The sequence below is a fragment of the Halomonas sp. 11-S5 genome (assembly GCF_029889825.1).
In the GTDB taxonomy this organism is placed as follows: Bacteria; Pseudomonadota; Gammaproteobacteria; order Pseudomonadales; family Halomonadaceae; genus Halomonas.
Genome location: NZ_JARANW010000012.1, coordinates 1 through 12,353, shown reverse-complemented (window position 1 = coordinate 12,353; position 12,353 = coordinate 1). Strand labels below are relative to the sequence as shown.

The 12,353-nt window shown below is 65.1% G+C and carries 12 protein-coding genes and 2 tRNA genes; 4 read left to right on the top strand and 10 right to left on the bottom strand.

The annotated features are described in order from the left end of the window. Window positions 1–3 precede the first annotated feature (3 nt). The 4 genes from phnE (OP497_RS10080) to phnD form a co-directional block, all read right to left on the bottom strand. Window positions 4–813: a phosphonate ABC transporter, permease protein PhnE gene (gene phnE, locus OP497_RS10080; RefSeq protein WP_280548086.1), complete on the bottom strand. Its 810-nt coding sequence runs from the start codon at window positions 811–813 to the stop codon at window positions 4–6. Then, a complete protein-coding gene (gene phnE, locus OP497_RS10075) occupies window positions 807–1,622 on the bottom strand; it encodes a phosphonate ABC transporter, permease protein PhnE (RefSeq protein ID WP_280548084.1) in 816 nt (271 codons plus the stop codon). The genes phnE (OP497_RS10080) and phnE (OP497_RS10075) overlap by 7 nt, the downstream gene beginning before the upstream one ends. Next, window positions 1,609–2,424, bottom strand: coding sequence for a phosphonate ABC transporter ATP-binding protein (phnC, locus tag OP497_RS10070; RefSeq protein ID WP_280548083.1), 816 nt, complete (start codon window positions 2,422–2,424; stop codon window positions 1,609–1,611). Before phnC ends, phnE (OP497_RS10075) begins: the two co-directional genes overlap by 14 nt. Before the next feature lie 83 nt (window positions 2,425–2,507). Beyond that, on the bottom strand, window positions 2,508–3,512 hold the full coding sequence (phnD, locus tag OP497_RS10065) for a phosphate/phosphite/phosphonate ABC transporter substrate-binding protein (RefSeq protein WP_280548082.1): 1,005 nt from the start codon (window positions 3,510–3,512) through the stop codon (window positions 2,508–2,510). A gap of 102 nt (window positions 3,513–3,614) precedes the next feature. Here phnD and OP497_RS10060 point away from each other — a divergent pair, with 102 nt between their 5' ends. Beyond that, the gene (locus tag OP497_RS10060; RefSeq protein ID WP_280548080.1) at window positions 3,615–4,202 is read left to right on the top strand and encodes a histidine phosphatase family protein; all 588 of its coding nucleotides are present in this window, start codon (window positions 3,615–3,617) and stop codon (window positions 4,200–4,202) included. A gap of 32 nt (window positions 4,203–4,234) precedes the next feature. Here OP497_RS10060 and glpD read toward each other — a convergent pair whose 3' ends face one another. Together glpD and OP497_RS10050 are read right to left on the bottom strand one after the other, a co-directional pair. Beyond that, window positions 4,235–5,812: a glycerol-3-phosphate dehydrogenase gene (gene glpD / locus OP497_RS10055; RefSeq protein ID WP_280548078.1), complete on the bottom strand. Its 1,578-nt coding sequence runs from the start codon at window positions 5,810–5,812 to the stop codon at window positions 4,235–4,237. A 97-nt stretch (window positions 5,813–5,909) separates the two neighbouring features. Further along, window positions 5,910–6,668, bottom strand: a complete 759-nt coding sequence (locus OP497_RS10050; RefSeq protein ID WP_280548077.1) for a DeoR/GlpR family transcriptional regulator — start codon at window positions 6,666–6,668, stop codon at window positions 5,910–5,912. 388 nt (window positions 6,669–7,056) lie between these two features. On the opposite strand from OP497_RS10050, the gene glpK reads away from it, so the two are divergent. From glpK to OP497_RS10035, 3 genes are all read left to right on the top strand, one after another. Further along, complete coding sequence (glpK, locus tag OP497_RS10045) at window positions 7,057–8,541, top strand: glycerol kinase GlpK (RefSeq protein ID WP_280548076.1); 1,485 nt, start codon at window positions 7,057–7,059, stop codon at window positions 8,539–8,541. A gap of 218 nt (window positions 8,542–8,759) precedes the next feature. Then, window positions 8,760–8,836, top strand: a tRNA-Val gene (locus OP497_RS10040). Between the two features lie 31 nt (window positions 8,837–8,867). Then, window positions 8,868–8,944: transfer RNA gene (locus OP497_RS10035), tRNA-Val, on the top strand. 46 nt (window positions 8,945–8,990) lie between these two features. Here the strand turns inward: OP497_RS10035 and OP497_RS10030 are convergent. From OP497_RS10030 to OP497_RS10015, 4 genes are all read right to left on the bottom strand, one after another. Beyond that, entirely contained in the window at window positions 8,991–9,449 is a 459-nt protein-coding gene (locus OP497_RS10030; RefSeq protein WP_280548075.1) for a GAF domain-containing protein, read from the bottom strand. A gap of 86 nt (window positions 9,450–9,535) precedes the next feature. Then, window positions 9,536–10,345, bottom strand: a complete 810-nt coding sequence (locus OP497_RS10025) for a MetQ/NlpA family ABC transporter substrate-binding protein (RefSeq protein WP_280548074.1) — start codon at window positions 10,343–10,345, stop codon at window positions 9,536–9,538. A 99-nt stretch (window positions 10,346–10,444) separates the two neighbouring features. Further along, window positions 10,445–11,098, bottom strand: coding sequence for a methionine ABC transporter permease (locus OP497_RS10020; protein ID WP_280548073.1), 654 nt, complete (start codon window positions 11,096–11,098; stop codon window positions 10,445–10,447). Further along, entirely contained in the window at window positions 11,079–12,137 is a 1,059-nt protein-coding gene (locus OP497_RS10015; protein ID WP_280548072.1) for a methionine ABC transporter ATP-binding protein, read from the bottom strand. The genes OP497_RS10020 and OP497_RS10015 overlap by 20 nt, the downstream gene beginning before the upstream one ends. Window positions 12,138–12,353 lie beyond the last annotated feature (216 nt).

Below are 12,353 nucleotides of genomic sequence, written 5' to 3'. Positions count from 1 at the left end.
GTGCTAGAGCGCCTTGCGGCGCAGCAGGCCGGTGAGCGCCTCGCCGATCAGCACCAGCACGATGATGGCGATCAGGATGGTGGCTACCGCCTGCCAGGCGAAGGTATCGATGGAACCCTGCAGGATCACGCCGATGCCGCCGGCCCCGACCAGCCCCAGCACCGTGGATTCGCGGATGTTGATATCCCAACGCAGGATGACGATGGCGAAGAAGGCCGGCATCACCTGGGGGACGACGGCATAGGCGATCACCTTGGCCTTGGAGGCGCCGGTGGCTTCCATGGCCTCCACCGGACGACGGTCGATCTCCTCGATGGCCTCGCCCATCAGCTTGCCGATGAAGCCCACCGAGCGGAACATGATGGCGAGTATGCCGGCCAGCACCCCGGGCCCGAAGATCGCCACGAACAGCAATGCCCAGATGATGGTGTTCACCGAGCGGCTCGAGACCAGGATGAAGCGCCCCAGCCACAGGCAGGCACGGTTGGGCGTGGTGTTCTGGGCGGCGATGTAGGAGACCGGCAGGGCGATGAAGACGGTCAGCATGGTGGCGAGCGTGGCGATATGCACGGTCTCGAGCATGGCATTGACGATCTCGCCGAGGCGGCTCGGGTCCGGCGGCCACATGCGTGCCCCCAGGCTCGAGATCTGGTTGGGGGCATCCCATACCCAGGGCCAGAAGATGTCGATGTCGCGCACCGCCCAGACGACCAGCATCAGTGATACCAGCAGCACGCCGTAGCGGATGAGCTGCTCCCGGGGGTTGTGGCGTCGCCAGATACGCTCGGCCAGCAGGTCGGCGTCCTTTACCATATCTTCTTCCTTACCCAGCCGCTGACGCCCTCGCTGAGCAGGATCACCGCGATGATCACCAGCAGGATGGCGAAGGCGAAGTCATAGTCGTAGCGCCCGAAGGCATTCATCAGGGTGCTGCCGATCCCCCCCGCCCCGACGATCCCCACCACCGCCGAGGCGCGCAGGTTGCTGTCGAGCTGGTACATGGAGAGCCCCACCTGGCGCGGCAGGATCTGCGGGAAGACCGCATAGTAGAGCGTGGCCAGGTAGCCCGCGCCCGTGGCGCGCATGGCCTCCACCTGGCCCCAGTCGATTTCCTCGATCTCCTCGGCGAGCAGCTTGCCGACGAAGCCGATGGAGTAGAGGGTCAGGGTCAGGATGCCGGCCAGGGGACCGAAGCCCACCGCGGCGACGAAGAGGATGGCGACGATCACCGGATGGAAGCTTCGCGAGACGATGATCACCGCACGCCCCAGCAGATAGACGGGTAGGGGCGCGATGTTGCGCGCCGCCATCACCGCGAAGGGGATCGACAGCAGCACCCCGAGCAGGGTCGCCAGGATGGCGATCTGCAGGCTCTCCGTGAAGCCGGTCAGCAGCAGGTCGAAGCGCGAAAAGTTCGGCGGAAAGCCGCCGCCGAAGATCCGCGCCGCGCGGGGCAACCCTTCGCTGATGCGCTCCCAGTTGAAGGGCAGGGTGGCGAAGGCCCAGGCCAGATAGGCCACCAGCACCGCCAGCAGGCCGTAGCGCAGCAGGGGGTTGGCGATGAAGGGCGGCTTGCGCCAGGTCCGTGGCGATGGCGTGGCGGGGCTGTCAGGTCGCGTCATGGCGGACCTCCCCTTCAGCCTTTCCATGTTCAGCCTGCGGGGTGGGGGTCTCGTCCTCCGGCGACTCGATGCCGCCATAGATGGCGTCCAGCGCCTCCTTGTCGAAGTCGGCGGGGGCGCCATCGAAGATCATGGTGCCGTGGCGCAGTCCGACGATGCGCTCGGTGTAGGTCCTGGCCTGGGCCACATTGTGGATATTGATCAGCACTGGCAGCGACAGTTCGCTGGCCAGGCTCTGCAGCAGCACCATGATCTGCTCGGAGGTGCGCGGGTCCAGCGAGGCCGTGGGCTCGTCGGCGAGCAGGACTTCCGGTTCCTGCATCAGGGCGCGCACAACGCCGACCCGCTGGCGCTCGCCACCGGAGAGCTCATCGGCACGCTTGTTGGCATAGTGGGCGATCCCCACCCGCTCCATCAGCACGAAGGCTCGCTCGATATCCGAGGCCGGATAGCGGCGGGTGATGGCCTGGAAGAGGCTGACGTAGCCGAGCCGGCCGGCCAGCACGTTCTCCATCACGGTGAGGCGATCGATCAGGTTGAAGCCCTGGAAGACCATGCCGATCTTGCGCCGGGCTCGGCGCAGGTCACGGTGACGAAGACTGACGAGTTCGGTGCCGTTGAGTTTGATCGACCCCGAGGTGGGTTCCACGAGGCGGTTGATGCAACGCAGCATGGTGCTCTTGCCGGCGCCCGAAGCACCGACGATGGCCACCACGCTGTTGTCCTCGACGCTCAGGTCGAGCCCCTTGAGCACGGGTTCATCGTGACCGTAGCGCTTGATCAGGTTGGATATTTCTAGCATCGGTGGGTCCAGGCGGGCGAGGGTCAACGAGACAGCGATGCCGGCCTTCCCTCGAAGGCCGGCATCGTGCTGTCAAACATGGATTACTCGAGGTTGTCGGGAGTGTACTTGACCCCGTTGGCATTCTGGATGGTACGGATGACCTTCCAGTTGTCCTGATAGTTGATGGGGATGAACTTCTCGACCCCCTCGAACTCCTCCCCCAGTTTGGTGCCGGCGAATTCGAAGCTGAAGAAGGCTTCCTCGATCTTCTCGACCAGGTCCGGATGCAGGTTATAGGCGTAGTTGTAGGAGGTGGTCGGGAAGCTGTCGGACTCGTAGATGATCTTTACATCCTCCGGGTCATACAGGCCACGAGCGGCCATGCGCTCGACCACTTCCGAGGCCACCGGGGCGGCGTCATAGTCCTGTGCCACCACCCCGAGCATGGACTGGTCGTGGCTACCGGAGTAGACCACCTCGTAGTCCTCGCCGGGGACGATGCCCATTTCGGGGAAGAGGGCTCGCGGCGCCTGGTTGCCGGAGTTGGAGGTGGGCGAGGTGTGAGCGACCCGCTTGCCCTTGAGGTCTTTCATCTCGTCGATGCCGGAATCGACATGGGTATAGAGCTGAAGGGTGTAACCGAAACGTCCATCATCCGAGCCCATCAGCGCGAAGGGCACGGCACCGGCCAGGTTGACGGCGAAGGGCGTCGGGCCGGTGGAAAAGCCGGCGATGTGCAGGCGACCGCTGCGCATCGCCTCGACCTGGGCCGAGTTGGACTGTACGGCGAAGAAGCGCACGTCTTTTCCGGTCACTTCTTCGAGATGGTCGATGAACGGCTGCCAGATATCGGAATAGATGGCAGGGTCTTCTACCGGTGTGTAGGCGAAGATCAGGGTGTCGGGGTCGACCCACTCGGATTCGTCGGTCGGGCGGTCGGCGACCATGTCGCCGTTCGCGTCACAGTAGATGTCGTCCAGGGCGCCGCGCTCGCAGTCGTCCTGAGCCTGGACCTGGCTTGCGGTAAGCAGGGCAAGGGGCAGCAGCGAGGAGAGGGCGAGGGTGGTGAGCGGGTGCTTTCTAGAACGAATGGCATGATGGATCATGGCGTGCCTCGTGAGATTATTATTGTGCAGGGCGTTCGGATCTCGACATGACGATGCTCGAATCCGAATAACTCTTTCCAATCTAGAGTTCGTGACAAAACCATGTCAAACACTTTCCCCGCCGCGTCAGGCCATCGACACAACCGCTACCTGTTGATGCGCCACGGTCACAGCCAGGCCAACCAGCAGGGGCTGATCATCGGCTCGCCGGAACGTGGGCTGGCTGGCTTCGGTCTCTCGGCCATTGGCCGCGAACAACTCGACGGGCTGCTGGCCGACTGGTGCTGGGCGACGCCCGGACGGGTCCTGCACTCGGACTTTCGTCGCACCACCGAGACGGCCGAACGCATCGCGCGGCACTTCGGCCTTTGGCTCGAGACCGAACCACGACTGAGGGAGCGCCACTTCGGGGCGTTCGAGGGTGAGGGAGACGACCGCTATGCTGAGGTCTGGGCTCGGGATGCCGATGATCCGGCGCACCGGCATGCCGGCGTCGAGGCCGTGGTTGATGTGGCTGCACGCATGGCGGGTCTGGTCGATGATCTGGAGCAGCGCCATGCGGGGGAAACGATCCTGCTGGTCAGTCACGGGGATCCGTTGCAGATCCTGCTGACGGCCCTGGAAGGCCGCGAGCTGAGCCGGCACCGCGATCGGGCGCCGCTCGCGCCGGCCAGCATCACTGTCCTGTGATCATGTGTGAGAGTGACGCTTGACCCGTCAGCTCAGGCGGTGCGTCGCGTTTGGGATCGAGCCGCGTCGGGACGCACTCTGGCGGGCGCTTCCACAGGATGAGCGGATTGGCTCCCCGGATGGCCGAGCCGCTCGTCCAGGTACACCGCCAGGTGCCGCGTCTCGGCGGTGGTGAGGCGCAGGGCCAACTTGGTGCGCCGCCACAGGATGTCCTCGAGGGAGCGCGCCCATTCCTGCTCGACCAGGTAGACCACCTCGGCAGCGGTCAGTCCGGCGCCGAACGCCTGGCCCAGGGCCGCCTGGGAGTCTCTGCCATCCAGGAATTCCCGGCATAGCGAGCCATAGGTGCGGGCAAAGCGCCGGGCCTGGGCGGCATCCAGGAAGGGATAGGCCTCCAGCAGTTGCGTCTCGAAGGTGGCCGGGTCACCGATGTCGCCGCCCGGCAGCGGTGTCTCGGCGGTCCAGGGCTTGGCCATCGTCGGCAGGTGGGGTTCGAGCGCCGCCAGGGCGGCCTCGGCGAGCTTGCGGTAGGTGGTGATCTTGCCGCCAAAGACCGACAGCAAGGGGGCACCACGGGTATCCAGGTCGAGGGTGTAGTCGCGCGTCATCGCCGAGGGGTCGGCCGATTCGTCGTCGCACAGCGGGCGCACGCCGGAGAAGGTGCGGATCACGGCGTCCCGCGAGAGTTGGGTGCGGAAGTGGGCGTTGACGACCGAGAGCAGGTAATCGATCTCCTCCTCGCTGGCCTCGACGCGCGACGGATCGCCCGTGTAGCGCCGGTCGGTGGTGCCGATCAGGCTGAAGTCTTCCTCGTAGGGCAGCACGAAGACGATGCGCTGGTCGGTGTTCTGGAGGATGTAGGCTCGCTCGTCGTGGTTCAGGCGAGGCACGACCAGATGGCTGCCCTGGATCAGGCGCACGCCATACCGCGATGGCCTCTTGGCCTGGCGGCGCACCACCTGCTCCACCCAGGGGCCGGCGGCGTTGACCAGTGTCCGGCAGCGGCGGGTCAGGCGTTGGCCGGAATCGACCTCTTCGAGTTCCACTTCCCACTGGTCGTCGACCTCGCGGGCGCCGATACAGCGTGTGCGGACCCGGATCTCGGCCCCGTTGTCGCGGGCCTGGATAGCGTTGAGCACCACCAGGCGGGCGTCATCCACCCAGCAGTCCGAGTACTCGAAGCCACGGGTGATGCCGGGGGCCAGGCCCTGGTTCGCGGTGAGCCTGATACTTCGTGATCCGGGAAGCTTCTCGCGCTTGCCGAGATGGTCATAGAGGAACAGGCCGGCACGCAGCATCCAGGCCGGACCCAGGTGGGCACGGTAGGGGAGGATGAAGCGCAGCGGCCAGATGATGTGGGGGGCCTTGGCGAGCAGCACCTCGCGCTCGCGCAGTGCCTCACGCACCAGGCGGAATTCATGGTGTTCCAGGTAGCGCAGGCCGCCGTGGATCAGCTTGCTGCTGGCCGAGGAGGTGGCGCCCGCGAGATCCCCCTGCTCGCACAGGCCGACCGACAGGCCACGCCCGGCAGCATCGTTGGCGATGCCGGTGCCATTGATGCCGCCGCCGATCACGAAGAGGTCGAGGACCCCGTTCGACTCGTCGCTCATGGAATCTCCCCGCCCGGCTCTCCCGGGCCTCGATGATGTTTGATATCGAAAATAGACGAAAACAAAACGAACATCAAGGCGCCGGCGTGGCGCGACATCAGGCGATATGCAGCGCCACATCGTGCTGCGTCAGCTGACGCAGGATGGCCTCGGGTGGCTCGCGGTCGGTGAACAGGGCGTCGAGCTGCGCCAGGTTGCCCTGGCGGACTACCGGGTTGCGCTGGAACTTGGAGTGGTCGGTGGCCAGGAAGACCTTGCGGGAATTGCGGATGATGGCCTGGGCGACCCGTACTTCCTGGTAGTCGAACTCCAGCAGGGAGCCATCCTCGTCGATGCCGCTGATGCCGATGATGCCGTAGTCGACCTTGAACTGGTTGATGAAGTCGATGGTCGCCTCGCCGATGATGCCGCCATCGCGAGAGCGGACCTGGCCGCCGGCGATGATCACGTTGAAGTCCTCCTTGTGCTGGAGGATCGCCGCCACATTGAGGTTGTTGGTGATCACCTCCAGCCCCTGGTGGTCGAGCAGCGCCTCGGCGATCACCTCGTTGCTGGTCCCGATGTTGATGAACAGCGACGAGTGGTCGGGAATGTGACGAGCGAGCAGGGCGGCGATGCGCTGCTTGGCCTCGAGGTTGAGGGTCTTGCGGGTCGAGTAGGCGGTGTTCACCGTGCTCGACTCCAGGCCCGCGCCACCATGAACCCGGCGGATGCGCCCTTCGGCGGAGAGGGTGTTGAGGTCGCGACGGATGGTCTGGGGGGTGACCGTGAAGTGCTCGGTGAGCTGCTCGATGCTGGCATAGCCCTGGCGACGCACCAGTTCGATGATGGCGTCCTGGCGTTGCTGCTGGTTCATGGGATCTCCTTGGCTTCCCGGATTCTACGACATCGTTTCGGCCGATGCAGGAATGGGGCCGTGCATCTCAGGGCTGTTGAACTTGCAGGACCTAGAGGAGCGCTGGGAACAAGCCGTATAGGAGGTCCTACGCCAGGGATGGCGTCGGTAGCGCCCAGGGAGGGGTTCACAGCGCCTCCTGGAGGCTTGTTCCCAGATCAGCTCCGAGCCCAAAGAGCTAACTGCAATGGCTCTGCGGTGCCTACTTCTCCATCCAAAGTCGTAGTGGCTCCGGCGTGCGGATGTTTGAGCGGGGCGATCGGCTGGAGTAGTCTGGATGATCATAAACGAACATTAGCGTTTAAAAGCGAAATCCGCACGCCACTACAACCACAACAGGATGCTTGCCATGGCTTCATACCTTCTGGCCATCGACCAGGGCACCACCAGTTCCCGCGCCATCCTCTTCGATCGCCAGGGGCGCAGCGTCGCCTCGGCGCAGCGCGAATTCCCGCAGCACTTTCCTCATGATGGCTGGATCGAGCATGACCCGGAGGATATCTGGGAAACCGTGCTTACCACCTGCCGTGCAGTGCTCGAGGAGACGGGCGTGGCGCCCGAGGAGATCGCCGGGGTCGGCATTACCAACCAGCGCGAGACCACGGTGCTGTGGGATCGGGCCACCGGGGAGCCATTGCACAACGCCATCGTCTGGCAGGATCGTCGCACCGACGAGGCCTGCCGGCAGCTGCGCGAGGCGGGCCACCTGGAGGGCGTCCAGGCGCGGACAGGGCTGTTGATCGACCCCTACTTCTCGGCCACCAAGCTGGCCTGGCTGCTCGAAGAGGTGCCCGATGCCCGGGCGCGGGCCGAGCGGGGAGAACTGGCCTTCGGCACCGTGGACAGCTTCCTGATCTGGCGGTTGACCGGCGGCCGGGTCCACGCCACTGATGCCACCAATGCCTCGCGCACCGCCTTGTTCAATATCCATGAGCAGCGCTGGGACGAGGCGTTGCTGGCCCTGTTCGACATCCCGGCAAGCCTGTTGCCCGAGGTCAAGGATTCCAGCGATGACTTCGGCCACGTCGATGCCCGCTGGCTGGGGAGCGAGTTGCCCATCGCCGGGGTGGCCGGTGACCAGCAGGCCGCACTGGTCGGGCAGGCCTGCTTCTCGCCCGGCATGGGCAAGAGCACCTACGGCACCGGCTGCTTCATGATCGTCAACACCGGGGAGACCGCCGAGACTTCCCGTAATCGCCTGCTGACCACGGTGGCCTATCGGCTGAACGGCAAGCCGACCTACGCCATGGAGGGCAGCATCTTCGTGGCCGGGGCCACGGTGCAGTGGCTGCGCGATGGCCTGAAGCTGTTTGCCGATGCCGCCGAGACCGAAGCCCTGGCATGCCAGACGCGCAGCGGTCACAGTGTCTATCTGGTGCCGGCCTTTACCGGTCTCGGGGCACCGCACTGGGACCCCAAGGCGCGCGGTGCCATCTTCGGTCTGACCCGCGACACCGGTATCGCCGAGATCGTCGCCGCCGGCCTCCAGGCGGTCTGCTACCAGACCCGCGATCTGCAGGTCTGCATGGATGATGACATGTCGGCATCGCCGGGCATTTTGAGGGTCGACGGTGGCATGGTGGCGAACAACTGGGTGATGCAGTTTCTCGCCGACATGCTGGGCGTCCAGGTGGATCGGCCTACGGTGCTGGAGACGACGGCCCTGGGGGCGGCCTACCTGGCCGGTCTCAGGCTTGGCTGGTATCGCGACCTCGAGGAGATCGCCGAGCTGTGGCGCTGCGAGCGGCGTTTTACGCCGCAGATGGACGAGACGGAGCGCGAGCGGCTCTACAGCGGCTGGAAGGAGGCCGTCGAGCGGGTTCGCACCCAGTAGCCCTTGGGCTTCAGGCACGGTGCCGCGCCCTTGGGGTCTGACCCCGAAGATGCATATTACGCCAACCCTCTGATACTACTGAGCAGTAAACGACTTGGGGGTCAGACCCCAAGGGCTACGCCGAGCTCTCGCAGCAGCCATCAGAGCTTGCATTTCCGGGGCGGATGCGTAAAATGCGCATCCGTTGCCACGGCGAAGTGATGCCGCAGCGGTGAGGCAGGACCATAGCTCAGTTGGTTAGAGCGCCACGTTGACATCGTGGAGGTCGGCGGTTCAAATCCGCCTGGTCCTACCAGATCCAGATCCCGCCCGGTGACGCCAGCTTCAGGACCATAGCTCAGTTGGTTAGAGCGCCACGTTGACATCGTGGAGGTCGGCGGTTCAAATCCGCCTGGTCCTACCAGATACCGAAATGCCCCCGCAGCCCTTGGCTGCGGGGGCATTTTTCTTTATTGGGTGTCGGTTTTCGCGATGAACACCGCCACCAGCCGCTCGATGCCCGCATGGTCGGTGTCGCTGAAGCGGTCCCGCCTCGGGCTGTCCAGGTCCAGTACGCCCCACAGTCGGTCATTCACCACGATGGGCACCACCAGTTCGGCCCGGGAGTCCGCATCGCAGGCGATATGGTCGGCGACGGCATGCACGTCCGCCACGCGCTGGGTCTCGCGCGTGCGGGCGGCGGCCCCACAGACGCCCTTCGAGAAGGGAATGGGGTGGCAGGCCGGCTTGCCCTGGAAGGGGCCCAGGCAGAGCAGGTCGGGCTGGCGGTGCAGGTAGAAGCCGACCCAGTTGAGGTCGGGCAGTTCCTGCATCAGGAAGGCACAGGTCTGGGCGCTGTTGGTCAGCCAGTCGCGGCTGTCGAGCAGGGCCTCGAGCTGGCGGGCCAGCAGGGGATAGTCCGGGGTCATGGCGGCGGCTCCTTTAACGAAAGGGGCCGGCACAGCGGCCGGCCCCGAACTCATGAATCTTCAGATAGCTGGATAGGGAAATTATTTCACTTCCAGCCGGGCACCGCCTGCGGCCCGAAGAGTTCTTCCGCCTTGGCCTCGACCTCCTCGGTCTGGTAGGCCTCGACCAGCTGCTGGATGGCCTCGCGGTCCTCGTCGCCGCCGCGCACCACGATCAGGTTGACGTAGGGAGACTCCGGGCCTTCCTTGATCAGAGCGTCGTCCAGGCTCAGGCCGGCTGGCTGGGCGAAGGTATTGTTGATGAAGGCCATGTCCACGTCGGGCAGCACCCGGGGCAGCTGGGCGGCCTCGATCTCGCGGAAGTCGAAGTCGTGGGGGTTCTCGGCGATGTCCAGCGGGGTGGCTTCCAGGAACGTCGGGTCCTCGAGCGTGATCAGCCCCTCGTTGTGCATCAGGATCAGGGACCGTCCCTCGTTGGAGGGATCGTTGGGCAGGGCGATGGTGGCGCCCTCCGGTAGCGCCTCGATGCTGTCGTATTTCTCGGAGTAGGCGCCGATCGGGTAGACGAAGGTGTAGCCGGCGATGGCGAAGTCGTAGCCCCGGTCCTCGACCATGGAGCGCATGTAGGGCTCGTGCTGGTAGGCATTGGCGTCGAGGCTACCGTCGGCCAGGGCGGCGTTGGGTGTCACGTAGTCGGTGAACTCGATGATCTCGACCTCGAGGCCGTACTCACGCTCGGCAATCTCGGCGGCCACCTGCATGACGTCGGTCTCGGGGCCGGCCACGGTGCCGACCTTGAGGGAATGCTCCTCGGCCAAGGCGGTGCCGGCGGAGAGGGCCAGGGTGGGCAGAATAAGGGCGGAAGCCGCCAGGGTGCCGATCAGGCTCTTGCGCATGTCGTGGTTCTCCTCGTTGAAGATGTCGCAGACTCAAGGCTGATGATAGTGGAATAACCAGTAAAATTATAATGCATTCTGGTTATCAAGCCGAAAGCCTCACTTGTGGTCGCTCTTGCGGACCAGATAATCCCCCAGGCTCTGAAAGCCCTGGACCATCACCACAAGGATCACCACGGTGATCAGCATGATGGTGGGGTTGAAGCGGTTGTAGCCATAGCGGATGCCCAGGTCACCCAGGCCGCCGCCGCCCACGGCGCCGGCCATGGCCGAGTAGCTGACCAGGGTGACCGCCGTCACCGTGAGCGCCGTGAAGATGCCGCCGCGTGCCTCGGGGACCAGCACCTTGGTGATGATCTGCCACGGCGTGGCACCCATGGACTGGGCGGCCTCGACCAGGCCCGGGGGGATCTCGTTGAGGGCGCCCTCCACCAGGCGCGCCACGAAGGGGATGGCGGCGATGGTCAGGGGCACGGCGGCGGCATTGGTGCCGATCGACGAGCCGACCAGCATCCGCGTAAAGGGGATGATCGCCACCATCAGGATGATGAAGGGGATCGAGCGACCGATGTTGGTAATCGCCCCCAGCACCCGGTTGAGCGTCGGCTCGGCCAGTATCTGTCGCGGCCGGGTGACATAGAGGAGCACGCCCAGGGGGATGCCCACCAGGGCCGAGATCACCCCCGACACGCCCACCATGTAGAGCGTATCCAGGGTGGCCTTGAGGATCAGGTCAATCATCGCGCTGGACATGGCCGAGCACCTCCACCTGCAGGTCGTGGGATTCGAGATAGTCGAGGGCTTCGCGGGTCTTCTCCGCCGGGCCCATCAGTTCGGCGATCATCAGCCCCAGGGTGCGCTCCTGGATCGATTCCACCTTGGCCTGGAGGATGCTGACGTCCACGCCGCACTCCCGGGCCAGTCGCGAGATCAGCGGGGTCGAGACGGCATCGCCCGAGAAGGCCAGGCGAACCACCGGGTGGCTTTGTGGCCCGGGAGTCTCCTCGAGGCGCTCGATCAGGGCGCGCGGCGGGTCGAGCTCCAGGAAGTCATTGAGAAAATCGCGTCCCAGACGGGTGCGCGGGGCGGTGAAGAAGTCGCCCACGTCGGCCTCCTCGACCAGTTCGCCGTCGGAGATCAGACTGACCCGGTGGCAGATCGACTTGACCACCTCCATCTCGTGGGTGATCAGCAGGATGGTCAAGCCGAGCTTGTGGTTGATGTCACGCAGCAGGTCCAGGATCGAACCGGTGGTATGGGGGTCCAGTGCCGAGGTGGCCTCGTCGCAGAGCAACACCTTGGGGCGGCTGGCCAGCGACCGGGCGATGGCCACGCGCTGTTTCTGGCCGCCCGAGAGCTGTGCCGGGTACTGGTTCGCCTTGTCGGCCAGGCCCACCAGGTCAAGCAGTGGCGTGACCCGCTCGCGGATCTCGCCCCGCTTCATGCCCATCAACTCCAGCGGCAGCGCCACGTTGGCGAAGACGGTGCGCGAGGTCAGCAAGTTGAAGTGCTGGAAGATCATGCCCATGCGATGGCGAGCCTGGTTGAGCGCCGGCCCGGAGAGGGCGGTAAGCTCCTGGCCGTCCACGGTGACGGTGCCGGTCGTGGGGCGCTCGAGCAGGTTGACGCAGCGGATCAGGGTGGACTTGCCGGCACCGGAGAGGCCGATCACGCCATGGATCTGGCCCTGGGGCACGTGGAGGTCGGCATGCTTGAGGGCCGTCACGGCCGAGGCGGTGCTGCGCCGGCCTTTGGAGTAGTAGGTCTTGGAAACGTCGTGGAGTCGAATCATCGCAGCCGCCGGTGGGGCGCCGGTCGAGGGTTGGGCGGGCGGGGCAGTGGGCCGGCATAAAAAAGGCCACCCTGGTGGGTGGCCATCAACGCTGGACACACCCTTTTAGCTGCACTTCACGTCGCGGACTGCCTCGGGAGGCAGTCCGCCAACAACGCGCCCCCACGCACTGGTCAAAAAGGATACAAAAAAATTTGTGTCTGGTATACACCTCGC